The sequence below is a fragment of the Arthrobacter sp. FX8 genome, from assembly GCF_026723805.1.
In the GTDB taxonomy this organism is placed as follows: Bacteria; Actinomycetota; Actinomycetes; order Actinomycetales; family Micrococcaceae; genus Arthrobacter.
Map to the genome: position 1 here is coordinate 3,817,471 of NZ_CP113505.1, position 23,663 is coordinate 3,841,133.

At 62.3% G+C, this 23,663-nt stretch carries 22 protein-coding genes and 2 pseudogenes; 2 read left to right on the forward strand and 22 right to left on the reverse strand.

All coding sequences use genetic code 11. From position 1 onward, the window contains the following. Nucleotides 1–32: 32 nt before the first annotated feature. From OUO20_RS17875 to OUO20_RS17890, 4 genes and pseudogenes are all read right to left on the reverse strand, one after another. A complete protein-coding gene (locus OUO20_RS17875; protein WP_268002274.1) occupies nt 33–317 on the reverse strand; it encodes a hypothetical protein in 285 nt (94 codons plus the stop codon). A gap of 697 nt (nt 318–1,014) precedes the next feature. After that, a pseudogene (locus OUO20_RS17880) lies at nt 1,015–1,347 on the reverse strand (CoA transferase). A 154-nt stretch (nt 1,348–1,501) separates the two neighbouring features. After that, on the reverse strand, nt 1,502–2,239 hold the full coding sequence (locus OUO20_RS17885) for a hypothetical protein (protein WP_268002275.1): 738 nt from the start codon (nt 2,237–2,239) through the stop codon (nt 1,502–1,504). Between the two features lie 43 nt (nt 2,240–2,282). Beyond that, entirely contained in the window at nt 2,283–3,044 is a 762-nt protein-coding gene (locus OUO20_RS17890; protein WP_268002276.1) for a DUF5058 family protein, read from the reverse strand. Nucleotides 3,045–3,317: 273 nt separating this feature from the next. On the opposite strand from OUO20_RS17890, the gene OUO20_RS17895 reads away from it, so the two are divergent. Continuing rightward, the gene (locus OUO20_RS17895; protein WP_268002277.1) at nt 3,318–4,763 is read left to right on the forward strand and encodes an amidase family protein; all 1,446 of its coding nucleotides are present in this window, start codon (nt 3,318–3,320) and stop codon (nt 4,761–4,763) included. Here the strand turns inward: OUO20_RS17895 and OUO20_RS17900 are convergent. The 18 genes and pseudogenes from OUO20_RS17900 to OUO20_RS17985 all read right to left on the reverse strand — a co-directional run bounded on the left by OUO20_RS17900 (nt 4,741) and on the right by OUO20_RS17985 (nt 22,498). Beyond that, on the reverse strand, nt 4,741–5,697 hold the full coding sequence (locus tag OUO20_RS17900) for an AsnC family transcriptional regulator (RefSeq protein WP_268002278.1): 957 nt from the start codon (nt 5,695–5,697) through the stop codon (nt 4,741–4,743). The two genes, OUO20_RS17895 and OUO20_RS17900, sit on opposite strands and share 23 nt — an antisense overlap. 268 nt (nt 5,698–5,965) lie before the next feature. Continuing rightward, the gene (locus tag OUO20_RS17905) at nt 5,966–8,320 is read right to left on the reverse strand and encodes an FdhF/YdeP family oxidoreductase (RefSeq protein ID WP_268003461.1); all 2,355 of its coding nucleotides are present in this window, start codon (nt 8,318–8,320) and stop codon (nt 5,966–5,968) included. Nucleotides 8,321–8,572: 252 nt separating this feature from the next. After that, on the reverse strand, nt 8,573–9,991 hold the full coding sequence (locus OUO20_RS17910; protein ID WP_268002279.1) for an MFS transporter: 1,419 nt from the start codon (nt 9,989–9,991) through the stop codon (nt 8,573–8,575). A 58-nt stretch (nt 9,992–10,049) separates the two neighbouring features. Then, nucleotides 10,050–11,555 carry an NAD-dependent succinate-semialdehyde dehydrogenase gene (locus OUO20_RS17915; protein WP_268002280.1) on the reverse strand — a complete coding sequence of 502 codons (1,506 nt, stop codon included), beginning with the start codon at nt 11,553–11,555 and terminating at the stop codon, nt 10,050–10,052. Nucleotides 11,556–12,059: 504 nt separating this feature from the next. After that, a complete protein-coding gene (locus OUO20_RS17920; protein WP_268002281.1) occupies nt 12,060–12,347 on the reverse strand; it encodes a hypothetical protein in 288 nt (95 codons plus the stop codon). Nucleotides 12,348–12,401: 54 nt separating this feature from the next. After that, the gene (locus OUO20_RS17925; RefSeq protein ID WP_268002282.1) at nt 12,402–12,716 is read right to left on the reverse strand and encodes a hypothetical protein; all 315 of its coding nucleotides are present in this window, start codon (nt 12,714–12,716) and stop codon (nt 12,402–12,404) included. 195 nt (nt 12,717–12,911) lie between these two features. Then, nucleotides 12,912–14,048 (reverse strand): alpha/beta hydrolase family protein, encoded by a 1,137-nt coding sequence (locus OUO20_RS17930; RefSeq protein ID WP_268002283.1) that lies wholly within the window; start codon nt 14,046–14,048, stop codon nt 12,912–12,914. 38 nt (nt 14,049–14,086) lie between these two features. Beyond that, nucleotides 14,087–15,280, reverse strand: a complete 1,194-nt coding sequence (locus OUO20_RS17935; RefSeq protein WP_268002284.1) for an NAD(P)/FAD-dependent oxidoreductase — start codon at nt 15,278–15,280, stop codon at nt 14,087–14,089. After that, nucleotides 15,280–15,486, reverse strand: a complete 207-nt coding sequence (locus tag OUO20_RS17940) for a ferredoxin (RefSeq protein WP_268002285.1) — start codon at nt 15,484–15,486, stop codon at nt 15,280–15,282. Before OUO20_RS17940 ends, OUO20_RS17935 begins: the two co-directional genes overlap by 1 nt. Before the next feature lie 28 nt (nt 15,487–15,514). Continuing rightward, a complete protein-coding gene (locus OUO20_RS17945) occupies nt 15,515–16,717 on the reverse strand; it encodes an amidohydrolase family protein (protein WP_268002286.1) in 1,203 nt (400 codons plus the stop codon). Next, on the reverse strand, nt 16,714–17,298 hold the full coding sequence (locus OUO20_RS17950) for an amino acid synthesis family protein (protein WP_268002287.1): 585 nt from the start codon (nt 17,296–17,298) through the stop codon (nt 16,714–16,716). Before OUO20_RS17950 ends, OUO20_RS17945 begins: the two co-directional genes overlap by 4 nt. 67 nt (nt 17,299–17,365) lie before the next feature. Further along, a pseudogene (locus OUO20_RS21760) lies at nt 17,366–18,093 on the reverse strand (SDR family oxidoreductase). A gap of 49 nt (nt 18,094–18,142) precedes the next feature. Beyond that, nucleotides 18,143–18,421 (reverse strand): hypothetical protein, encoded by a 279-nt coding sequence (locus tag OUO20_RS17960; protein ID WP_268002289.1) that lies wholly within the window; start codon nt 18,419–18,421, stop codon nt 18,143–18,145. Between the two features lie 12 nt (nt 18,422–18,433). Next, nucleotides 18,434–18,952, reverse strand: coding sequence for an aromatic-ring-hydroxylating dioxygenase subunit beta (locus tag OUO20_RS17965; RefSeq protein WP_430228730.1), 519 nt, complete (start codon nt 18,950–18,952; stop codon nt 18,434–18,436). A gap of 2 nt (nt 18,953–18,954) precedes the next feature. Further along, the gene (locus OUO20_RS17970; RefSeq protein WP_268002291.1) at nt 18,955–20,271 is read right to left on the reverse strand and encodes an aromatic ring-hydroxylating oxygenase subunit alpha; all 1,317 of its coding nucleotides are present in this window, start codon (nt 20,269–20,271) and stop codon (nt 18,955–18,957) included. Between the two features lie 40 nt (nt 20,272–20,311). Continuing rightward, nucleotides 20,312–21,337, reverse strand: a complete 1,026-nt coding sequence (locus OUO20_RS17975; protein WP_268002293.1) for a dihydrodipicolinate synthase family protein — start codon at nt 21,335–21,337, stop codon at nt 20,312–20,314. A gap of 64 nt (nt 21,338–21,401) precedes the next feature. Beyond that, nucleotides 21,402–22,247 (reverse strand): hypothetical protein, encoded by an 846-nt coding sequence (locus OUO20_RS17980; RefSeq protein ID WP_268002294.1) that lies wholly within the window; start codon nt 22,245–22,247, stop codon nt 21,402–21,404. Next, a complete protein-coding gene (locus OUO20_RS17985) occupies nt 22,247–22,498 on the reverse strand; it encodes a hypothetical protein (protein ID WP_268002295.1) in 252 nt (83 codons plus the stop codon). Before OUO20_RS17985 ends, OUO20_RS17980 begins: the two co-directional genes overlap by 1 nt. A 415-nt stretch (nt 22,499–22,913) precedes the next feature. On the opposite strand from OUO20_RS17985, the gene OUO20_RS17990 reads away from it, so the two are divergent. After that, the gene (locus tag OUO20_RS17990) at nt 22,914–23,588 is read left to right on the forward strand and encodes a GntR family transcriptional regulator (protein WP_268002296.1); all 675 of its coding nucleotides are present in this window, start codon (nt 22,914–22,916) and stop codon (nt 23,586–23,588) included. Nucleotides 23,589–23,663: the final 75 nt, after the last annotated feature.

Consider the following 23,663-nt stretch of genomic DNA (forward strand, 5'->3'; position numbering starts at 1 on the left):
CCCCGGATCTTTCTCCCCCTGCCCGGTCCCGTTCAGCGGCAGCGCGTCGGGGGCACAGTATTCGAGGAGCTGGCGGAAGTCGGCCGCCCGGGCTGCCGGGAGATTTCGATGGAGGTCCACGCGTCCACCTCGGCGGGCCGGACGGACAGGGTGGCCGGCGCTTCCGGCCACGCAGCAGCCCGGCAGGGCATCAGGATGTCCAGCGCTCTGCCCACCAGTTCGGCAAGGGCGCCGGGTTCCATCACGCCGTCGATCAGTCCCATCTTGAACAGGTTTTCGGCCACCTGGACGTTCTCCAGGAACGCTTCGACGTGCAACGCCTCGTAGAACCGTGGGCCCAGGAAGCCGAGCAGGGAACCCGGCTAGGCCACGTTGAGGCCCAGGGACCCCAGGATGCCATGACGCCGCCGTGGTGAGATGGCGCAGGTAGACCAAGTAGGACAGACCGACCTGGCGGTGGGTGCGGACGGCCTCGGTGTAATTTCATCATCGGCAGGAAGGCCTGGGCGCCTTCCTGCATGCGGGTACCACCAGGCGCAACTCCGGCCAGCAGCGGCATGCCCTCCGCCGTGGTCCGGCGCCACCGCAGCCACAATCCGTTCGGGGCAGCCTGATTCGTCCTTGCCGCTGTGCCCCCTGGCCTTGGCAAGGTCATTGGCGTACTCGTCAGTCAGGGCAGGTGCTGCGGCTCGGTATCCCAGGAGAAGAACGGAGCGTCTCAACCACAGCATCCAGCAACTCGGTGGCTCTGCGGTGCTGCACCTTTCCGTCGTTGGTATACTATTTGGCTCCCTCGGCGGCGGTTGTGTCGGCGGGGACAAGGCCCAGCCATGCTGGGGATCCGCCGTTGGCGTCGAGTAGAGGCCGGCTGTGTGCTCCGTCACGGTGGCTTCTGCGCTGTCGCCGGGGGCCAAGAACCGTAGCGGCGGGCCGGGGGCGCAGGGGCCCTGGAAGGCGTGGACCCCGATCAGAGAGGCGAGCAAGGTGCGGACCATTTCGCCGCGCCCGGTCTTGTCACGTTCTACGAGTGCTGCCAGCACGCCAGGTGGCGCCGTTCATTCCGGCCAGCAGGTCGGCGATGGCGACGCCCACGCGTTGGGGATCGTCTGGGCGGAAGTTCTCGATCATCGCGTCGACCCGCTCCGGGACTCCGCGCATCACGGCCTGGCCGTCCCCGCTCTTGAAGTCCAGGATGATGGACTCCTTATTGGGTTGCAGGACCTGAAGTAGGTGGACTGCAGGTCTTCTTCGGGGTCCACGAAGGGCGGGGCCTCAGCCACGGGTGTCATCTCCCGTTCCAGGGTTCTCTACCTTGATGACGCGGCTGCCGAGATGGGCCAGCATCATGCCGGCGTGCGGGCCGGCCAGGGCGCGGCTCAGGTCGATGACCGCGTGCCTGGCCAGGGGCCTTTGGGATGATCGGCTCTGTTCAATGTGCTGGTTGCTCTTCTCAGCGCGGGCGGCCTAGTTTGCTTTCCCTGACAGGGAGAATTCCGGGCGGTTACTCAAGGTGCGCGGTGGTAGGCGCTGCGATCCGCGACTTGTTGCGGAAGAACCATGCGAGGAGGACGGTGGCCAGAACCGCGATGGCAGTAGAGACCATGGCGAGGGACGGGGCCAGCGGCACCACTGCGAAGACGACGACTGCCGACACCGCCAAGGCAATCACCGTGGTACGGGGCTGCTTCATGGACACAATGGCCTGCACCAGCACCGCGCCGAGAACCGTGGGCAACACGTACAGTCGGGTGACCAGCAGCACTGACGGCGGGATGACACTGATCAGCCAGCTGCCCAGCAGCCCCACGAAGACTGCCAGGGAGACCAAGTGCACGGCTGCGGCTCCACAGATGGCGACCACTGCCGCCAGTTCAGCGCGCTTGGTGCCCGGTTTAGCGCCGATATTGGTTTGTGCGATGAGTGCCGCCGGCAGGAGTTTGTTGGAGATGTTGCCGATCATGAATGCCTGGTACATGGCGGCAGGGCCAAGGACCGGGTAGTACATGATTGGTTCGATGACCCACATGATCCCGAACGTAGCAGCGACTGCCGCGAAAGCGATCCAGAGTTGTGCCGGGGCGATGTCCAAGCCGCTGGCGAAGACCAGGTACAGGGGGCCAGCCATAGAGATCAGCAGGCCGGCGATCATTGTGGCCTGGCCCCAGCGGGAGGTGGTGCGGCCGAAATCCGCCATGGCGGTGCTGCCGGCGGCAGTTTCAGCTGTGGTGGTAGAGGACATGGGTGTTCCTTTCCGTGGGTGTGGCGCTGGGTGGCAAGTGAGGTCAGGCGCCTATGGCAGGTCCGGCGGCAAGGTAAGCGGCGATGAGCCCGACCACGATGGAGAGGCCGAGCCCCCACTCGCGCAACCAGCTCCTCCGGAGTTTGCGGGCCAGCAGCAGGCAGAGTCCCATGACCGCCGCGGAGACAGAGAACGACAATGTGTGGATGCCTGACTTGGGCAGCTCGGTGAGTCCCAGGCAGGCGAATGCTCCGATCAGGGCTGCAGCCGGAATGACGGCCATGGCGATCGGGTTCACCGAACGGACCTTGGCGTCACCCTTACGGAGCAGGGGGGTCAGTACCAGTGTCGCCAGCATCCACATGGCGCCTCCAATGCTCATTGCGAAGAAGGCGACAGCAAAAACGCTTTGGGTGTAGCTGGCATCACCGAGCTTGGCACCCATCGAGCCAGCGGCAATGCCGGCGGCAGCGACGTCATAGGCTGCCGAGCCGATCAGGCCGATTCTGGACAGCACCGCTGGGGCGCCGAACAGGCCTAGGAGCGCAATCGCCACCAAGGACACGGCAAGCGATGGGCCGATGGCCGAGACGGCTCCGGACCGGAATGATGTGCTGATGTCCTTTGGACTCATGTCCACAGCCGGGGCCGCCCGCCGTGCGGCTCGCATGAAAATGATGGACTGGATGACGATGACGCCGAAGACACCGGCCACGCAGATCCAGAGGACCGGGTTGTTGGCGACGCTGAGGATGTCCGTTTGCCCGGTAACCGTCAGTGGTTGAAGTGCCAGGGGTTGATGCATGGAAACCTCCGGTTTAAGAGCCCCTGAGACCGGTCGTCCGACGTCTCTGTCCGGACTGTCCTGAAGTGGGGCGAATGCTTTCCCGTAAAACCGAATCGGTCAGTGGGTTACCTATAGCCTTCACTATGAGACGGATCACAGGCAATGACTGGTGGAATCGGCCATCGCACTGGCCGATTCCGTCAAACTGCGCCCAGCTGCGGAAGAGGCTTCCGCATCCAGCGTGTGACCGGCCACACTTTCCGGCAGGGAACCATCCAGCAAAGGAGCACCATGCCCGGCACCATTGGCGAATTGTCCGCCGTCGAACTCACCGCAGCTATCCGTAAAAGGACCATCTCGGCCCGTGAAGCTCTCACCGACCACTTGGACCGAATATCCGCCGTCAACCCGGTCATCAATGCGGTGGTCACCCTCGACGCCGAGGGTGCGCAGGCACGTGCCGAGGCGGCCGACCAGCTCGCGGTCTCGGGCGCGGAACTGCCCCCGCTCCACGGGCTGCCCATGACGCACAAGGACACCAACAACACAGCCGGGATGCGTACCACCCAGGGCTCGCTGGCCTTGCGTGACTTTGTTCCCGACACCGACGACCTGATCATTGCCAGGCTGAAAGCGGCAGGGGTAGTTACGAGTGGAAAGTCCAACGTTCCCGAGTTCGGCGCCGGTTCCCACACTTTTAATGAACTCTTCGGAACCACCACGAACCCCTACGCACCCATGTTGAGCGCGGGCGGCAGCAGCGGAGGGGTAGCCGCTGTTGTGGCATCGCGTATCCAAAGCCTGGGTGACGGCAGCGATATGGGCGGTTCATTGCGTATCCCGGCATCCTTTTGCAACGTTGTGGGCTTCCGGCCGTCGACGGCCGTTATCCCCGTACCGTCGGACACCAACGCCTATGCGTGGCTGGGAAGGACTGGCCCCATGGCCCGCAGCGTGGAGGACATTGCACTTTTTATGTCCGTCACAGCCGGCAGAGATCCCCGCGTGCCACACCCGCAGGTGCTGGCACCGGACGTGTTCAGGGCCGGCTTGGAGACGAACATGCGCGGGGTTCGGATTGGCTGGTCGCGTGACTTCGGCATCGGGGTGCCGGTAGAGCCAGAAGTCTTTGAGCACCTGGAACGCCAACTGGCCGTGTTCGAAGACCTCGGCGCAGTCGTCGAAGAGGCCAGCCCGGACTTCAGCGAAGCCGACCTGGTATTCGGCAACACGCGGGCTCTCGATTTTGCCGCCGGCTTAGGCTCCATGGTGGAGCGTCGTGGGGAGATCATTAAACCAGAGGTGCGGTGGAACGTGGCGAAGGGACAGGCACTGACGGCCCAGGATGTCATCGAAACGACTGCCGCCCGCACCCGCCTGGAAATCAGCGCGCAGGAATTCTTTGGCCGTTACGACGTCTTCGCCAGCCCTTGTGCCCAAGTTCTCCCGTTTGACGCGTCACTGCGGTATCCCACCGAAGTGGCAGGTGTGCGGTCCGGGACGTACTTGGACTGGATGCGCTCGGCGTGCCTGCTCTCCGCCACAGGGCTTCCTGTTCTGAGCGTGCCCGCCGGGTTCAGTTCGGCAGGGCTGCCTATTGGACTGCAACTGGCGGGCAACCACTACACAGACATGCAGCTCTTGCGCTGGGGCCGCGCCTTCGAGCAGCAGACCGGCTACGCAGCCGTCGCGCCTGTCCTGACAGGAACGGATTTTACGGCAACGACGCCCGCATAATACGCCCGCCGCGCTTCCGCGCGTCCAGCAGCAAGGACACGTTCACGCTGCCGGCATACTGCGCCCAATCCGATCCGGTGATGAAGCGGTAGAGGGCGGGCATATCGGTCACCGTGACGTCGGCGACGATCTGGTAATCGCCGGCGATGGCCGCCGCGTATCGGATCATCGGAAGTTCGGCCAGGATCATACCCAGCCGCTCCACGTGTTGTGGAGCGGCCCTGATCCACAGCAGTGCTTCAACATCCAGGCCGAAGGCTGCGGGCTCGATGACCGCACGAAGCTGGACCTGGTTGTTGGCGAGGAGCCACTCGCTGCGACGCCGCGCAGTGGCTTCGGAAACACCCGCCCTGCGCCCAAGTGCTTCATAGCTCATCCGGCCGTCGGCGCAAAGCGCCTCAGCCAGTTCTGCGTCCTGCCGGTTCAGCCCTTGCCGTGCTTCGAGAACTCCCGAATCCGCTGTGAGACTGGACCTAAGCGCCTCGACGCGTTCCGGGCTGAGGACTTCCGGGCGCCAGCCGCGGATGGTCCGGAAATAACGGAGAACGGGATAGCTGGTGGAATCGCGCAGGCCAATCGTGGATGGAAGTTCGTCGGATAGGACGTCACCCATCCGCCCGGGCCCGATAAAGATCTCGGCCACGAGGTCGCCGGTGCCGGTGGTGGTGTAGACAAACGTAGTGTCATTGCGCTGGGCAAGAGCCTGGGCAGCAGCACGTACGGTTCCTGGCGTGCAGCGCATTTCAATCAACACGGCAGCCGGCTGTGGCCTGACGCCTACCACGGCGACCGCACCGGTCTCCAGCAACTGGGACCCGCGCCGTGCCACAGTGCGCTCCGCTTCCCCCAGCACCGTCGCCATCTTGCGCCACGGGCACCGCGGATCCAACTGGAGTGCAGCAACAATCTGCCGCTCCAATAAATCAAACACCATGCGAACTCCGTTCATCGCCTCCGCTCTATTGCATCACCACAAATACTGGCCCCGTCACCAAGTTCTGTGACACGGGGAACCGCGCAAGAGATTATGAAGCTCCGCCGTCCCAAACCTAGATAACCTCCCCATGCTTGAACCCGCTCCGATCCGGATTGTTTGGGACCTTTTGAGGAGCAAAATATCCTCGACATTTTGGTGGCTCCGCAACAGTCAGGTGTCTGTTAACGGAGGCAGGGATCATTGGTTAGCAACTGCTGTTGCGTAGCTAGCCCGCCGTGGCTGGCTCTCGTTCAGCCGCAGCCACCTCGGCGGCGCTTTCCGCGACGTGCGGTGTGAAGCGGACGAACATGGCTTTGAAGCCGGGGGTGTTGGATTCGCGGGCGACATTTTCTTTGTGGACCAGGGCGTTGGCTTCGGGGAAGTAGGCGGCGGCGCAGCCCTTCGCGGTGGGGTAGGCCACGAGCCGGAACTTGTCCGCTGTCCGGTCGTGTCCGCGGAAGGTGCTGACCACGTCCACGAGGTCGCGGTCCTCGAAGCCGAGTTCTGCGAGGTCTTCGGGGTGGATGAGGATCACGCGGCGGCCGCCGGAGATGCCGCGGTAGCGGTCGTCCAGGCCGTAGTAGGTGGTGTTGTACTGGTCGTGGCTGCGGATGGTCTGGAGGACCAGGTGCCCGTCGGGCGGGGTGAGGTATTCCAGCGGGCTGACGGTGAAGCGGCCGCGGCCTATGTCGGTTTTGAAGGAGCGGGTGTCGCGGGGCGGGTTGGGCAGCACGAACCCGTTTTTGGTCCGGACCCGGGTGTTGAAGTCTTCGAAGCCGGGCAGCACGCGTTCGATGTGATTGCGGATCACGTCGTAGTCCTCGGCCATGGCTTTCCAGTTCACGGAGTGGTCGGGTCCGAACGTGGCCTCGGCCATTCGTGCCACGATGACCGGCTCGGCGAGCAGGTGCTCGGAGACAGGGGTGAGCCGGCCCTGGGTGGAGTGGACCACGGACATGGAGTCCTCCACGGAGAGGAACTGGGCGCCCTTGGGGTGCTTGTCGTCCTTGTCGGTCCGGCCCAGGGTGGGCAGGATCAGTGAGGTGCGGCCGTGGACGATGTGTGAGCGGTTCGGTTTGGTGGAGATGTGCACGGTCAGCCCGATCCGCTGCATCCCGGCTTCCAGGGTCTCGGTATCCGAGCAGGCCAGCGAGAAGTTGCCGCCCATCGAGACGAACACGTCCACTTCGTCGCGTTCGAACGCTTCCATGGCTTCGACGGCGTCGTAGCCGTGATGACGCGGGGAGTTGATGCCGAACTCGGAATCGAGGGCTTCGAGGAGCCATTCTTTGGGTTTTTCCCAGATGCCCATGGTCCGGTCGCCCTGGACGTTGGAGTGCCCGCGGACGGGGCAGGCGCCGGCGCCGGGCTTGCCGAAGTTGCCCTGCAGGAGCAGGACGTTGACCATTTCCTTGATGGTGTCCACCGAGTGCGGCTGCTGGGTCACGCCCAGGGCCCAGCAGAAGATGGACGCCTTGGACTTGATGAGCATCCCGGCCACAGTCTCGATCTGGGCGCGGGTCAGGCCGGTGGCCTTCTCGGTCTCGGCCCAGTTCAGCTCCTTGCGGGCCTGGCGGTAGGCGTCGAACCCATCGGTCTGGGCGGCGATAAAGGAGTGGTCGACGACGGAACCCGGGTTCCGTTCCTCCTCGGCCAGGAGGAGGTGGCCCAGGGCCTGGAACAGGGCGAGGTCCCCGCCCACCTTGATCTGCAGGTATTCATCGGCCAGGGGCGTGCCGCCCCCGACGACGCCGGAGACGGTCTGCGGGTCCTTGAAGTTGAACAGCCCGGCCTCGGGCAGGGGGTTGACTGCCACCACCTTGCCGCCCTTGTCCTTGCATTCCTTCAACGCGGACAGCATGCGCGGGTGGTTGGTGCCGGGGTTCTGGCCCACCACAAAGATCAGCTCGGCGTCGTGGATGTCATCCAGCGAGACGGTGCCCTTGCCGATGCCGATGGTGGGGTTCAGCGCCGAACCGGAGGACTCGTGGCACATGTTGGAGCAGTCCGGCAGGTTGTTCGTACCCAGGGCCCGGGCGTACAGCTGGTACATAAAAGCTGTCTCGTTCGCGGTCCGGCCCGAGGTGTAGAACACACACCGGTCAGGCGTGCTGGCCCGGACGTGCTCGCCGATCAGCTCGAACGCGTCGGACCAGGAGATCGGCGAGTAGTGGCTCTCACCGGCGCGGATCACCACTGGCTCGCTCAGCCGGCCCTGGTTGCCCAGCCAATACTCGGTCTTGGTCGACAGCTCCGCGATCGAGTGCTTGGCCCAGAACTCCGCCCCTACGGTGCGGAGGGTGTTTTCCTCGGCCACGGCCTTGGCACCGTTCTCGCAGAACTCGGCCGCCTTGCGCTTCTTGTCCGACTCCGGCCACGCACACCCCGGGCAGTCAAAACCGCCCCGCTGGTTCAACCGCAGCAACGACTGAGCGGTCCGGGTCACCCCGGCCTGCGCAACGGCACGCTCCAGCGCCACCATCACGGCCTTCACACCGGCCGCCTCGGTCTTGGGCTTGTGGACTTCGAGGTCGTCCTCGTTGATGTCCGCGACGGGGGCGGGCTGCTTACCGAACTTCATCGTTCCAACTTCCATACCGGCAAATGTCGTGCTTTGTTCGAGCGGCAGTAAAGGCGCCCCGGGATTCCCGGTGCGCCTTTACCTTGGTGTGTGGTGATTCCGAAAAGCCACCTACTGGGCTACCTTGACCAACGTTGCCAGCTCCGCCACGATGGCGGCGTGGCGCGCTCCCATCTCTTGCGCGAACTCACGGTGTCCGCGACGTGTCGGTGCTCATTCGCGTTGTGCCTTTGGCGCCGCAGGAGTTGCAGGCTAAAGGGTGACGGACCCCTGCAGTTTCTTTGCAGTTCGGTCAGGGCGGATAAATGCCAGCCCGAGCAGACCGGAGACCAGAAGAAGTAGCCCGGCAATCAGGAAGGATTGGTTCACTCCGGTGACCATGCGGCTGACCATTTCTGCGGTCTGTACTGTTCCGGCGGGGGCAGGTCGATATCCGGCGTTCTCCATGAGCCAACCGACCAAGACGGGCGAAACAATGGCACCTAGGGATCCGGTTGCGCCCAGGACACTCATGACTATGGGCCGTTGTTTCATGCCGACAATGTAAGCGACCATGGCTGCTCCCATTGGATAAATGATGCTGCACCCGGCGGCAATGGTAAGGAGCACGATTGCCATCACTCCTGAAGTTTGGGTTGCAAGAACGAAACCTAGTCCGCCGACGACGAGCGTCAGACTATATGGTGCGCCCATCGCTTGACGCACGCTTTTTTCCTTTCTCATGAGCTGGCGGCTGATAATTCCCAAGACCAGCAGGACTGTGGCGCCGAAAAGCCAGGGGAATACTGTAACGATGCCTACCTGCTCGATCGTGAGGTTTGCGGATACTTTCAGGTACTGAGGCAGCCATGTTGTCAAAAAGCCCATGGTCCAGAAGTTGGTGAACACGCCGAAAGCGGTGATGAGGAAGGTCCCGCTGAGGAGCGCCTTGAATATCGGCACTTGGGTTTGTGTGTCGAACCAGGTATATGCACTGCTTTCGGGTGCATCAGTGCTTTTTGTCTTGTCATTTTCGGTCGGGGACGCGCTGCGGGCATTGGGCGCGTATGGTCCGTCTTTACCCAGGACCAGCCAGGCGACCAGCCACAGCAGACCGAGGATCCCCAGAACGCCAAAAGCCCAGCGCCAGCCCCAGACGGCGATAACAAACCCCAGCAAGGGGGCGGCGATTACCGGCCCGAGAGTTGACCCGATTGCAACAAGGTTTGAAGGCAGGGCGCGCCGGGATGCCGGGAACCAGGAGTGAACTGCTGCCAGGGACGTCGGAGTGGCAGGCCCCTCCGCACCTCCCAAGATGATGCGGGTGACGAGAAGCGCTGCGGCGCCTCCGCCAAACAGCAATGGAAATTGCATCAATGCCCACGTCAGTCCAAGGACGAACAGGATCCACTTGACCGAGAATTTGCTGGCTAGGACACCTGTTACGACGGCTATGACCGCGTAGAGGAAGTAGAAGGAGCTTCCGATAAAGCCAAACTGGGTAGTCGTCATCCCAAGTTCAGCTATTGCTGAGGGGGCTACAAGTCCGAGTACCGCCCGGTCCGCAAATGCAATAATTTGGAGGACTACCAGCATGCCGGTGATAGTCCACGCTCTCCGGTTCATTTTTCCATTCCTGAGCGCATAAGCCAGGGATCTGGGGTCTTCTTGTCCAGTCGTAGTTTGTGCCATGGCCAAGGCCTTTCTGTAACCGTGTAAGGCTGCCCGAGGGGCGGCTTACAAGTAGTTGTTAGCGGGCGTAAGGGTCGGTGATGCCGATGTATTGGGTGGTGGTGTATTCGGCGATGCCTTCCGATCCGCCTTCGCGGCCGAGGCCTGATTGCTTGACGCCGCCAAAGGGTGCTGCTGCGTTGGAGATAACGCCGGCGTTGAACCCGACCATGCCGAACTCAATCTGTTCCGCGACCCGGAGGAGCTTGTTGAAGTCGCGGCTGTAGAGGTATGAGGCGAGGCCATACTCGGAGGCGTTGGCCAGTTTGATGGCTTCCTGCTCGGTGGTGAAGGTGGTGACGGGGGCGACGGGACCAAAGATCTCCTGGCTCAGGATCACCGCATTGTTGGGGACATCGGCGAGGACAGTGGGCTGGTAGAAGTAGCCGGGGCCATCCACGCGTGTGCCGCCGGTGACGATCACTGCTCCCGCGTCGACTGCAGCCGTGACGAGATTGTGGACATCAGCGCGGGCGCTGGCGTCGATGAGTGGGCCGACCTGTGAAGCGGGGTCGGTGCCGCGTCCGGTAGTGAGCGCGCCCATCGCGGCTGCGAACTTCCGGGTGAATTCCTGCGCTACGGAGGCGTGGACGAGGAATCGGTTGGCCGCTGTGCAGGCTTCGCCCATGTTGCGCATCTTCGCCGCCATAGCCCCTTCGACCGCTTTGTCGAGGTCGGCGTCCTCGAAGACGATGAACGGCGCGTTTCCCCCGAGTTCCATGGAGGTGCGCAGGACGTTCTGTGCGGCGTCTGCCATCAGGCGTTTGCCGACGGGGGTGGAGCCGGTGAAGGAGACCTTCCGAAGCCGGGAGTCTTTCAGCAGCGGCCCGGAGATCCCTGAGGCGGAGGATGACGCGACGACGTTCAGGACGCCGGCGGGAAGGCCGGCTTCTCTCATGGTCTGGGCGAAAAGCTGTGCCGTGAGCGGGGTGAGTTTGGCTGGTTTGAGGACCATGGTGCAGCCGGCTGCGACGGCGGGGGCTACTTTGCGGGTGGCCATGGCCAGGGGGAAGTTCCAGGGGGTGATGAGCAGGCATGGTCCGACAGGTTTGTGCTGGACCAGGATCTTGTTCTTGCCTTCGGGGGTGGTGAGGTAGCGGCCATAGTCCCGGACGGCTTCTTCGGAGAACCAGCGCAGGAATTCTGCCCCGTAGGTCACTTCGCCGCGGGCTTCGGCGAGGGGCTTGCCCATTTCCAGGGTCATCAACAGTGCGAAGTCCTCGGCCCGTTCGGTGACGAGGTCGAAGGCGCGGCGGAGGATCTCTGCCCGCACCCGTGGTGCAGTCTGTGCCCAGAACGCTTGGGCTGCGTCAGCGGCGTCCAGCGCGGCGATCGCATCCTCACTTGTGGCCGAGGCGAGGGTTGCAAGCACCTCCCCGGTGGCGGGATCGTGCACGTCGAACGTGCCGCCGTCGGACGCGTCTCGCCACTCACCGCCGATCAACAGGCCGGTCGGCACGGAAGCAAGGAGCTTCTGTTCGCGTTCGGATTTTATGGCAGGGGAAATCACAGGTGACGTGGTCATGCGGGAGGTCTCCTCATTGAGTGTGCGGTGCCGGGTTTATCTTTCGACGCCGCGAGGATGATGTTGTGGGACATAGTCCTAGGGGCCGCGAGACGATTCGGCGTCGAAATAATCGAAGGTTCTGCCGCTTCCAATGCGTAGGCGTTTATGGGCCAAGGTGGGCGCTTCGAGGGCAGTAGAGCGGTAGGGGCGTTGGACGGGCGCAACGCAAACTGCCTACAACCGGACTAAGTCCTTTTCCTGGATCGTTCCGTGCCTGATTTCTGGGTGCAAAGCAACGGTGAAGGTTGTGAAGGTGTGTCGTGTTACCAGGAGGCCGCAACGGGGCTGCTTCTCATGCAGCAGACGAGTTGCTTCATCGAGTTGCTGGTCCCGGGAGGCCCGGTCCTGGGCGATGACAGTAATCGAGGTATGTGTCGGCATCATTGGCTCACCATTTCGAGTAGTCAGGGTTCTTGTAGTGCGGTTGGGGCGGTGGTTCGGGTAGCGAAGCTCTGGAACCGTTTACCCTGGTTCATCATCGGAAGGGGACCGATGATAGAAAAGCGGGTCGCCATGAAGGCAGACCGGAAGGTAGACGTGTACGGCTGCCTCAGAGTCCTCCATGGTTTGCTCTCCATTGCGCGCCGTCCTATGGATCAGCCAAAGCTGGGCCGCCAAGGCGACCACTGTGACAGCGGCAAGGATGATGCCGGCAGTCGGATCAGTATTTTCGCCGAAGATAAGGCTCCAGGCTCCTCCCGGCTCAGTGAGCAGACGCATCAGGAAGAGAACTATGGGCTCGACGTGCATTTCGATTTCCTTGCTGGGCGCATGGACGGGCCCCGGGTCTTGTCGAACCTCTGTCTAGAGTGTGACTGCGGCACCGTTGAAGCGTCTTTTGATGCGGGACCCGGAAGGTTCTTCTGCCAGCCACACACGGACGTCATCGTCCTTGTGGACGGCGATCCGGCCGCCTCCGCCGTCGATCCAGATCCAGAAGATCGATCCGTCCGGAACCATGTCGTCGACTGTGCCACGCACGAGCACTTGCGTTTCCCTCTGAACGTACATCCTGTCCCCAGGAGTAAGACCAGCCCAGTCCTTCGTTTTCAATGGCGGGTATTTGGTGAGGGAGGGCAATATCTCGGCGATTTCGCGCTGGACCAAGAGATCGGCCACGTGGGGGTCCTTCTTCCTTGAAATCTGTCATTTACCTCAGCGCTCCGGTCCGGGCGCGAGTGGTGCGCGGTTCCTCATCGCCTGCGCAGCTGCTGTTCTCGTTTCCCCTGCCACTCCGACGCGGAACGTTGGAGTGGCAGGGGAGACGCGATGTATCCTCGGAAAAATGACTGCGGGGAGCCAGCCGGGATGCCGTTAGATGCGGTGGAGGAACCAGTCGCTCAATCGTGCACCTGCTACTGACATGTAGTCGTAGCTGCAGTGCAGCGATCCGGCGCCGTCGTAGATGTCGACAGTGACGTCGTCGGAGGTAAGCGCCTCAACGAAGCGGTCGGCGCCCTTGATGTCCATGATGATGTCGGCGGTGCCGTGCATAACGTAGACGGGGATCTTGAGCTTGTCTGCAACACCGTCCAGGGTGAATTTGGCCAGCTTCTCACGGGCTTCTGCGTCGTCCTTTGAGCCGCTGAGCCACTGGAGCTGCTTCTGCAGGGGCGGATAGAACTCGTAGAAGTCCGTAAGGATGCTCCACGTTCCACACCAGGCGGCTACTGCCTTCACACGGGGTTCGAATGCGGCAGCACGCGGGGCGTAGTAGCCACCGAAGCTCACGCCGGCGAGACCGAACCGGTCCGCGTCGACATCGCTGCGCTTCTCAAGGAAGTCGAAGATGGCGGCGACAGGTACCTCGTAGTCGGGCCTGCTGTACATTTCCTTGAAGCGCAGCGAGCTGCCGCGTCCGGGGGTGTCGACCATGACGACGTTCATGCCGCGAGCCGGGAATTCGGTTCCGCCCAGGAAGTAGAGTTCTTCGGCCCAGGAGTCGGCGCCGCCAAGGAAGAGGACCGTGGGGCGGGCCTGACCGGAGTTGTCTGGACGGACGATGTAGCCCTCCATCTCCTTGCCCTCGAACGGTACGGCGATCCGCTCGATCAGTCCGTCGGACAGCTCGGCTGCCTTCTGGAAGTTTTTGGTGCCCTCGACGTAGGCTTCAGTGCGTCGCTCGTCGAAGGAGTCGAGGAAGAATTCGGAGTGGCGCCAGTAGCTCATGGAGCGGAACAGCGCGCGCCGGGCGGTGGTGATGTCACCGCGTTCGAGGGCTTCATAACCGGCGGCTGCGATGTCTTTTGCTGTTTGGCTCCACTCGCGGTGCCAGGTTTCGCCGTCGGTGGTTTCCCGCCCGATGCGGGCTGCTGTACGTGCGCATTCAAACAGGTCTGAGCCGCCGACTGCGACCTGGGAAAGCAGGCGCATGGTCTGCAGGGACCAGTCTTCGTCCTGGGGGAAGAGCTCGATGAGCGAGAGTGCGTCGCCCGTTTTGACGGTGTTCATGTATGTCTCCTTGTTGGATTCGGGTGGGAAAGGAAGATTTAGTTAGCCGGGGCCAGCCGGGTTGCGTCGGTGGCTTCCCAAGGTGTGCGGTTCTGGATCGCGACTTTGTATTTGGCGAGTTGCCGCGGAGCGCAGACGGTGAGGGCACCGATTAGCAGGCCGTCGCGGCCGAGGGTGGCAACCAGTTTCTCGTCCGACATTTCTTCGATTCGGATGTCGGTGGCACCGGCGGTGCGGCCCACAAACCGCATCTTTTTGTCATGCTGGTCTGTCCAGAAGTACGGCACTGACGCAAAGGGGTCCCTCTCGCCTAGCAGTGTTGCTGCTGCGTGCCGGCCTTGGTCCACTGCGTTCGACCAGTGTTCGATGCGCATTTCCTCGTCAAAGACCGGGTTGCGCCAGCTGGCGACGTCTCCGGCAGCGACGATGTTCGGGACAGAAGTCAGCAGTTCCGGTGTGCAGGTGACACCGTTGGCAACCTCGACGGGGCTTCCGGTGAGCCACTCGACAGCGGGTGTGGCACCGATGCCTGCTGCTACGACGTCAGCGCTGAGGCTCTCACCGTTGCTGAGGGTGACTGTGACCCCGCCGGGAGAGTCTTGCAGGCTTTGAACGGATGAGCCGCAGATCATGCGGATGCCGTTGCCTTCGTGAAGCTCCCGGTACCATGAGCCGATCTCGGTGCCGAAGGCCCGGGCCAGGGGCATTGGGGATCCTTCGATCAAGGTGACGTCCAGTCCAAGCCCCCGGGCTACGGCCGCGACTTCGAGGCCAACGAATCCACCACCGATCATTACGAGGTGCCTGCCCGGTATGAGCTCGGGACGGAGTTCGAGGGCATCGTCGAGGGTCCGGAGCACGTGTACCCGAGCCTGGGTGGTGTCACTGGGGAAGCGGCGGGCGGCGGAGCCTGTGGCTATGACCATTCCGTCGTAGGGAAGGTCGGATCCGTCGGTGAGCGCGAGCAGCCCTTTGCCTGCATCAATGCCGCGGGCGGCGGTGTTGAGCCGCAACTCGATGCCTTGTGTCTCGTACCAGGGGGCCGGTCGGAGCAGAAGTTGCTCGGGCGTCATGCCGTCAAGCAGGAGTTCCTTGGACAGGGGTGGGCGGTCATATGGAAGTCCCGCTTCGGCCGACACGAGCGTCAGTTCCCCGTCAAACCCACGCTCGCGGAGCGCTTCAGCTGCGTGCACTCCGGCGAGTGAGCCTCCGACCACGACGATTCGCTGCATCAGATGTCCTCGATGAAGATGGCGTGTGCCGGGCACCCGCGCCGGGCGGCTTCTGCCTGGGCCCGCAAAGCTTCGTCGTGTTCGTCAGAGCCGATCACTACCGCTTTGTTGGTGTCATCATCGATGTCGAAAAGTGCAGGACCTTCGATGAGGCAGTTTGCGTAACCCTGGCAAGCCGGAAGATCAACCGTGATCTTGAATGCCATGTCTTTGTCTCCTTTGATGCTCGATTTCTCAGTGGCCTGAGGCTTCGAGGTGCTCGATGCGTGGCGTGACCTCGGCCGCGCGTGCAGCTTGTGGTGTGTTCCGGCTGCGGAGAGTACGGACAACTCCGCCGGTGATGACTGCTGAAATGCCCGGGATGTCTCCTACGGACAGCGCGCCGAGGGCGTCGTCGCGGGTTGATCCCCAAGGGGCGTCGAGAACTACGAGGTCGGCGGCGCGTCCGGGAGCGATGAAACCTGCGGGCAGGTCCCATACGCGGGCGTTGTTGCCGGTCGCAGCCGCCCATACGAGGGCCGGGTCTACGTTGGAGAGCGATGACAGCTCCGCTACGGTCTTCATCACACCGAGGGGCATGACACCGGTGCCGGTTGGGGTGTCCGAACCTATCACCACACGCTCGAACATGTCCTTGTCAGCGGCACGGTTAATAATCCGCACTGCAGAGCGCAGGTTGCCGGCCTGCACGAGCTGCAAAGCCATGTCCGTCTCGTCCATGATGAGGTCCACTCCGGCCTCATCGAGTGAGGTCGGCCCACCGTTGACATGGCCGCATACGTGCGGGGCCAGCAAGAGGAGGTGCTTCGGGGTGATCGGCTTACTTCCGGGGATACTCGCCCCTCCCGAGTGGCACATGACGGTGATCCCGTGTTCTTTTGCCCACCGGACCTGGTCTACGCCGTCCGCGGGATCCAAGTAGCGGCCGAACCCGAACTTCGCCAGGTGAACTCCTGCCTCCTGCAGGTCGGCGAAGTCCTTTTCCTGCAGCGTCGGTTCAAGGACAACGGCACCGGCATGGACGGTCATGCCGTTGGGGTGGAAGTTATCGAAGCACTCTTTCGCTGCAATCGCGAGAGCTTTGACTCCTATGGCGGAGCTCGGTCGGCCGGGTGCGTGGATTTCGCCGGGGGATACGACGCTGGTGATGCCGCCGTGCACATAGCTGGCGAGGAAGTCCACGGTTTTCTGGCGGGGTGTGTAGTCGCCGATGACCACGTGGCAGTGAGAGTCGATGAGCCCGGGTGCGAGTGTGGTGCCCTTGGCGTCGATAACATGGGACGACGCGTCAATTTCGGCAAGCAGATCCTGCTTGCGGCCAACGGCTGTGATGATCCCGTCCCTGGTGATGACGGTATCAGCGTCTTTGATGATGGGTGACTGCCAGTCTCCGGAGAGGATCGTGCCCGCTCCGACGACTGCGATCGATCCTGTCACAGCCCCTTCTCCTTCGCCTCTGCGATGGACATACCGCCGACGCGTGCGTTCAGCCGTCCACGGTTTGTTACGGCGGCGATGACGACCAGTTCGTCGGGGTGGGGTGCGTCCGGCACCCGTACTTCCATGGCGTCGTAGTGCGAGCGGACCCAGACTTCGTCCTTGAAAGCCGTCGGCACGTCGATGACGGAACCTGCGGTGGCGGGCTTGGTCACCGACGTGATCCAGGCCGCACCTCCACCAATGGCCTCGCGGAAGGCGTCTCCGAATACTGAGGTAAGGGCGGCGTTGATGTGTTCCTGTTCGCCTGCACTCCCGACGAGGCCTGCCTTGCCGTAGCTTTCGACCGGGGCTCCGAGCAGCCCCAGTGCCTCTTTGCCCAGCAGCGTTCCGATTTCCTGCGATGCCTCGACCAGGGCTGAGAGGTCCTCGACAAAGCCCTGCCCGGCGTAGGGGTTTGTGATTACGGCGCAGACGGCGACTTTACGCAGCGGTCCGCCGCTGTCGCCCTTTCCGGCCGATGTGCGGATCTCTTCGACCTGTGCAAAGGTCTTACGGATTTCGATGGACTTCTGAACCATTTGTGTTCCTCATTCTGGTGTCGGTACGACGGCGTACCGTTTTCCTGGTTTTTGGGTGGGGGGTCTGCTAGAGGCGTCGTCCGCCGTCGGTGCGGATCACCACTCCGGTGACAACGCGGGCGTCGACCGGGTCGGCCAGGAAGCGGTAGGCCCCGCTGTGGTCTTCAGGTGTGGCGGTGAAGCCGAGCAGCGTGTGAGCCGCGATTCTCTCGTCGCGGCCTTCCACACGGTCAGCTGTCATGGTTTGCCCGAGCGTCGACAGCCCGCCGAAACGGGTTCCTCCAGTGCCGCCTGGTGCCACGCCATTGACCCTGATTTCGGGTGCCAGCTCGGCAGCGAGGTGGTCAACAATTCCGCGCAGTGCCCACTTGGAGCTGCCGTACAGCACGCCGCCTCCAATGGCGTTGAACGCGGATTCGGAGAGGGTGAGGGTGACAGATCCCCCGCTGCGCGCAGTGCCGGCACGGCGAGATTGACCGCGAGCAACGTTGAGCGCACGTTGACCCGCCACACCTCCTCGGCCGCGGTCAAGAGCTCTTCTGAAGACAGCTCATTGACCTTGGCGTAATTGTCGAACACTCCGACGCCGCAAGTGATGTTGTGCAGTCTTCCCTCTGCGTCGGCCGCGGCCGCGATGGCGTCCCGGAGGACACCGGCGTCGGTAGCGTCGCCGACGAGGGCCTGAATGGCGCCGCCGGAGGCCTCCGAAACTGCTTGGGCACCACCTGCGGACCGGTTCAGGACAGTGACTTTCGCCCCTTCACGGTGGTACCGTTCGGCGGCCGCCCGGGCGATTCCTGACCCCCGCCCGTGACCAGGATGTGCTGCCCGGAAAGTGTTTTACTCATGCGCCTGGAGTCCTGCTCAGCAGTTTGGTGATGAACTCCGGTTCCTGGTAGCTCAAAACATCAAGGGCAACGGCGTCAAAGCGCACGCTGGTCCCACGACGGGGGGACCACAGCTCAAGGCGGACGCCGTTTCGTGTTTCGACCTTGCGAACAACGACATCCGCGAACTCGTTGGCAATCACGATCGGGCCGCTGTTGCCGCCGTCCTTCGGAAACTCAAGCACTTCACCGGTGTCCGGGTTCTCCGCCTGAGGCCTTGCTGTCGATTCGGACATAATTCATTCCTCCTAGATGAAGATGGACAGGTTGTGGGCGTTGATGACCGCCTGGTCGATGGCTGCCCAGCGGCGTGCGATCTCGTAACCGTCGGAAGTTTTACGGACGAGGTCCTTTCGGAACACCGAGACGAAGTTCGGCTCGATGCTGTCGCCGCGGCTGCGGTAAATGAGGCAGTAAGAGCTGACTTCGTATTCGCCGTCCTGCTCACCGGCGTCCACGAGCACGTTTGTCACGTAGTGGCGTGTGCGTGAGGGCGGTTGTTCGGCCCAGGCAAAATCGGTTTCGAGACGACGGACCCGGACTTCGAGGGTCTGCTTGTTGTCCTGGAAGATCCTGCCGTTGGGGGACAGTTCCCATTCGGCCAGTCCTTCACGAACCACCCGCAGGGGCACATCGTAGGTAATGTCTTCGGAGAGAAATTCGAGCCAGTCGCGGAAGCGGCGCTCATCCAGAGCGAGTGCTTCGCGGAACATAAATTCCTGAATGTCTTGTTGCACGGTCCGGTCAACGGCACTGAGTACGGTCATGATCAGGCCTCACCCAGCAGGTAGTCCGCCCACCGGAGCCACAGGTTCCGGAAGTTGGAGTCGTTGACGTAGGGCTTGACGACGTGCCCGGGACCGGGGAAGTCGGGGTCCTGTTTACTCTCAATGCCCATCATGTACGGGAATTCGATGCCGCGCACTGCCGAGGACTTTGCCATGCGGGTTACGCGCGCCCAGTTCTCCAAGTCGTCCTGCTCGAACGTACCTGCCTGGGCGAACGCGAGAGTGTATGCCTGGTAGGCAGCTTCCTTGTACTCGTCGGAGGCGTCCTTGGGGACCAGGCACCAGGAATACATTTCCGTCTTTCCCGGGCCGATCGGATGGTACAACCGCATCGTCACGAACCGCACACCCGTTTCACCGGGTGTCAGGCTGAAGGGCTGCATCAGGAAGGACAAGTTTGGAAACACTGTGCCAACCGCTGTGCGGGTGTTGCTGAACACTTCCACCTGTTCGGGCGTGAAGCTGCGCCGCATCTCCTCGGTGAGGTCCTCGGGGAATCCCGCGAAGGGGGTGAAACCGGGAGTGTGCCCGAGGCCGATGCCGTGTCCCTTGCCAGGAATGCTGGCAGCCCAGCCCTGGCTGTGGGTCGCACCTGATGAGGGGAAGTACCCCAGGTTGAAGCCGAACTGGTGGGCTACCGGGGTGTGGTAACCATCGCCTGCGAAGTTCTCGGCCGCAATTTTCCAGTCAGTTTCGGTGATCCAGTGATCGGGCGGGCCGTGCACTTCACTGCCGGCAAAGCCCTGTTTGAGGTAGAGGTCGAGGTAGAACTGGAACCCGCCGAGGTACTCTTCCAGTGTGGGAGCGTCCTGGTTGAACGTTCCAAACACCAAACCCGCGTAACTGTCCACACGGGCCCCCACCAGGCTCCAGTCCTTCCTCTTCAGCCGGCCTTCATAACCCTCGGCCATGTACGGAACTCCGATGAGCTCACCAGAGTTCTTGTATACCCAGCCGTGGTATGAGCAACGGAAGTGGGATGCGTTCCCCATCTCCGACTTGCACATCATGTTGCCGCGATGCCGGCACATGTTGAGATTTGCGTGGATCTCGCCGTGCTCGTCCCGGGCAACGATCAGATTGTTGTTTCCGATATACCGGGTGACGTAGTCACCCGGCTTCGGGATCTCCGATTCGTGGGCCAGGAAGGTCCACGCCTGGCCGAACAGCCGTTCCTGTTCCAGGTCGAAGATCTGCTGATCGTTGAAGACATGGGCCGGAAACCGCCCCTGCTTGATCCCTTCCCGGATCTGGCGCAGATGAGCATCCGTGTCCGGGTTTACCGACTCCGTTGTCATTTTGATGACCTCGCTGATTCCTCTGTCTATTCCTGGTCTGCTACTTCTTGCGGGATCCCAGTCGCGCTTCGATCTCCGCGCCGATCTTCTTGTAGCGCTCGACGTGTTCTGCGGTGGAGTCCCAGTGCGCCTGGGGTACGAGGTCCTCGGTGTAAGGCACGCGGCTCTGGCCTACGTGGATGTAGCCGGCCTTGTTGACGCGGATCTTCTCGAGCGGGATGTTGTACTTTGCGAACTCGAAGAAGTCCTGGCCAACGATGAAGGGCTCGTGTGCCCACCGCAGCCGCTCGGTGAGCCAGCGGGCGTCATCGGTGCGGCCCTGCTGCAGTGCGTCGCGCAGGTGGAGGACAGGATCCGGGCCCATGGCGGTGGTGGACGACCAGGCCATGCCCACAAGTTCCTCGCCGTACATCTCCCAAGCCGGGAACCAGTCGGTCTCGATGGGCATCAGCGGGAACTTGTCACCGGTGTGGGCCATGTCGTTGTGGTACCGGAAGCCGACCGAGGCGCCACCGGCGTACTTCACTGCAACGACCTGGGGCAGCTGGACCAGCGTCCGGTAAACCGAGCGCGGAATGATGCCGCCAAACGCTGCGGTGTTGTCGTAGACCACGATCGCCAGTTCGGGAACGGCCTCGGCGACGTCACGGTAGAACTTCTCCATGACCGGGGCCACCATCTCGCCCCACATCGGGCGGCCCAGCAGGGTACCGGTGGCACCGATTTCCGAAAGGAACCGCATACGGGAGATGGTTTCGCGGGTGCTCAGGGTAGTTGAGCCGACAAAGATGGGGAAGTCGGGATTTACTGAATGCGCTGTCTGTACCGCGCACTCAGCGAAGGCCTTCCATTCGTCAAGAGTCAGCGTGGCCATTTCACCGAGGGTGCCGTTCAACGCGATGGCGTCTACGCCATCGGCGATCAGCTGGCGGATCATGCGTTCGGTTTCGGCGAGATCTACGGTGTTCTGTGCCTCCACCTGGTCCGCGCCGGGCAGAGCAGGCGTGGGCGGGTAGGCCATGACGCCACGCAGATCGCGACCTGTGATCTTGGGAAGTTTGCTCATGTTCTTGTTTTCTCCTTGGTGGTGCTCGGCTTCCGCGGGTGCGGAGCCGTCTGGGGTTGGGGTCTTAGAGCTTCAAATCGGGCGTTGCTGCAGCGACGGCGGTCCCGGTCAGCCATTCAGGAACAGGCTCGTACGCGAGCACCTCGAACGGGGCTCCGATGGCGCCAGCAGCGGCAATCCATGTGCGGACTTCGTGAGCGCCATTGCCTGCAGCGTCGATTTCCTTCGGCGAGTAGCTCTTGAGCTGCTCCGGGTCACCGCTCTCGATTCGGGTAATGAAGTCGCGGTCGAATTCCTCGTTCACCTGGCCTGCTTCGGGCAGCCCCACCCAGTGGGAGAGGCCACCGGTTCCGACGACCACAACACGTTCGACCGCGTCCTGCGCTTCAACGGCACGGCGGAGCATCTCGCCAAATTCGTAGCTGCGCTTTGCTGTGGGCCAGGGCGGGTTTACGCCGTTCACGATGATGGGAACGAGCGGGTACTTTGACTCGGGATCGAGGTGTTTGAACGGAACGCAGAAGTTCTCGTCGAAATCGAGGCCGCCTTCCACCAGTGAGGGATCGAACTCATTCGAGATGGCGAACTCGTAGATGTGGCGGCCGAGTTTGCCGTTCCCGGGATACTGATGCTGCTCCACCCGCAGAAAGTTGCTCATCTCCGGAGTTACAGGTCCCAAATAAGAGTCCGCGGTCGCAATCGCGAACGCCGGCAGGTTCCCGAAGTTGAAGTTGGTGAAGTGCTCGACGGAAATAGCGATGATTGCATCGGGTTCCAAAGCGTCGATGCGGCGGCGAGCCTCAGCGAAGGCTCCTTCGATTGCTTCCCTTTTGCGCGGCTCGGCCCGTTCCGGCCAGCCGGTCACTCCAGGGGAATGGGATGCTGCGAATGCTCCTACGATCTTGCCCATCAGTTCTCCTCCTCGCGGATCTGTGTGTAGTAGGCGGCACGATCAACAGCCAGCTGGATGGCGCAAAAGTAGATCAGATACGGGTTTGCGCCGATCTTGTGGAGCTTCTTGAAATCGAGCTCCAGCATTGCCGTCCGCGCCTCGCCTTCCACCCCGTATTGATCAAGAATCGGAACCGGATCGCTACGAAAACTCTCTGCGAGAGTGGGGTCTCTGCGGATGTCCCACAGCAGCTTGTGCAAGTTGTACAACCGGACTCCTCCATTCCTCATTCGGTGCTGTACTGCGCCGTTGGCCCCGAATGGATCGGATGGCCTCAGCGCCGTTCCCGACCAGCACGGACCTGAGTCAGTTCCTGCACCGCGTCGAGCAATGGAGCCAGCTTAGGGATAAATGTCGACAAAAAAACTCCGTATTTCCACGTATTTTTCTGCACTTTCTCCAGAAGCCGCGGTCACCGACCGTCCCGACGTCCCGAGGTATTCGGGGATCCCTGCCGCGAGGCAGCGGGAATCTTCCGCTTGAGCCTTGGAACATCCCGACCAAAGGGCGCATATCTGCTCAGATATTTGTCGACAAAATTCTGTTTAACCCGTTTCAAGTCCCAATGAGATCTGTATGCTCAAATCAAGAACCACCACTCACCGAACCAGGAGCACACCAACGATGTCGCTTGTGCAGACAGATGAGGCGTCGGAAGACGTTCGGGATCTTCCAGAAGTGCTGAGGCGGGCGATTGCGGACGGTGACCTTGTCCCAGGCACAAAACTCGTCGAGCGGGAGCTGGCCGTGAAGTACGGCGTCGGCCGCACCGCAGTGCGCGATGCCCTACGGCATCTGGCGGCAGAACGCATTGTTGTTCTCACCGAGAACAGGGGCGCTCGTGTGCGGGAACTTGATTACGCAGAAGCTGCAGATATTTACGACATCCGGGCGGTTCTGGAGGGCTTGGCCGGCGAGCTGTTCGCCGTTCGCGGATCAGCCTCGGCGAAAAAGGTGTTTGCCGAGTCTTTCGAGCCTGTAAGGAAGGCTCTTGAAGTTTCCGATATGAACGCAACGTTACTGGCAACCGACGTCTTCTACGATTACCTTCTGGCCGGGGCCGGCAATCAAGAGCTGCATGAGGCTGTCAACCGCCTGCACGTGCGAATCAATCAAATTCGTCGGGTCTCGTTGTCAATGAAAGACCGAGCCGAGCCTACTATTGAAGCCCTCCAGCGAATGGTTAATACCATCCTCGCCGGTGACCCCGTACAGGCACGTCTGGCGTGCATCGAACACGTCCGAGCTTCGGCTGCGGCAACGTTACCCGTACTGGCGGCACAGGAGCTGGGCCCATGATTGGCTGAAATTAACAAGAGATCGCGGCTGGGGGACGGCAGGTTGCCCAGTCGTGAATAGCCGATCGGCTACGGG

Coding starts and splice junctions, on each gene's coding strand:
- OUO20_RS17885 (WP_268002275.1), bottom strand. CDS start 2,239: ATGTCCTCTACCACCACAGCTGAAACTGCCGCCGGCAGCACCGCCATG.
- OUO20_RS17890 (WP_268002276.1), bottom strand. CDS start 3,044: ATGCATCAACCCCTGGCACTTCAACCACTGACGGTTACCGGGCAAACG.
- OUO20_RS17895 (WP_268002277.1), top strand. CDS start 3,318: ATGCCCGGCACCATTGGCGAATTGTCCGCCGTCGAACTCACCGCAGCT.
- OUO20_RS17900 (WP_268002278.1), bottom strand. CDS start 5,697: ATGGTGTTTGATTTATTGGAGCGGCAGATTGTTGCTGCACTCCAGTTG.
- OUO20_RS17905 (WP_268003461.1), bottom strand. CDS start 8,320: ATGAAGTTCGGTAAGCAGCCCGCCCCCGTCGCGGACATCAACGAGGAC.
- OUO20_RS17910 (WP_268002279.1), bottom strand. CDS start 9,991: ATGGCACAAACTACGACTGGACAAGAAGACCCCAGATCCCTGGCTTAT.
- OUO20_RS17915 (WP_268002280.1), bottom strand. CDS start 11,555: ATGACCACGTCACCTGTGATTTCCCCTGCCATAAAATCCGAACGCGAA.
- OUO20_RS17920 (WP_268002281.1), bottom strand. CDS start 12,347: ATGCACGTCGAGCCCATAGTTCTCTTCCTGATGCGTCTGCTCACTGAG.
- OUO20_RS17930 (WP_268002283.1), bottom strand. CDS start 14,048: ATGAACACCGTCAAAACGGGCGACGCACTCTCGCTCATCGAGCTCTTC.
- OUO20_RS17935 (WP_268002284.1), bottom strand. CDS start 15,280: ATGCAGCGAATCGTCGTGGTCGGAGGCTCACTCGCCGGAGTGCACGCA.
- OUO20_RS17940 (WP_268002285.1), bottom strand. CDS start 15,486: ATGGCATTCAAGATCACGGTTGATCTTCCGGCTTGCCAGGGTTACGCA.
- OUO20_RS17950 (WP_268002287.1), bottom strand. CDS start 17,298: ATGGTTCAGAAGTCCATCGAAATCCGTAAGACCTTTGCACAGGTCGAA.
- OUO20_RS17960 (WP_268002289.1), bottom strand. CDS start 18,421: ATGTCCGAATCGACAGCAAGGCCTCAGGCGGAGAACCCGGACACCGGT.
- OUO20_RS17965 (WP_430228730.1), bottom strand. CDS start 18,952: ATGACCGTACTCAGTGCCGTTGACCGGACCGTGCAACAAGACATTCAG.
- OUO20_RS17970 (WP_268002291.1), bottom strand. CDS start 20,271: ATGACAACGGAGTCGGTAAACCCGGACACGGATGCTCATCTGCGCCAG.
- OUO20_RS17975 (WP_268002293.1), bottom strand. CDS start 21,337: ATGAGCAAACTTCCCAAGATCACAGGTCGCGATCTGCGTGGCGTCATG.
- OUO20_RS17980 (WP_268002294.1), bottom strand. CDS start 22,247: ATGGGCAAGATCGTAGGAGCATTCGCAGCATCCCATTCCCCTGGAGTG.
- OUO20_RS17990 (WP_268002296.1), top strand. CDS start 22,914: ATGTCGCTTGTGCAGACAGATGAGGCGTCGGAAGACGTTCGGGATCTT.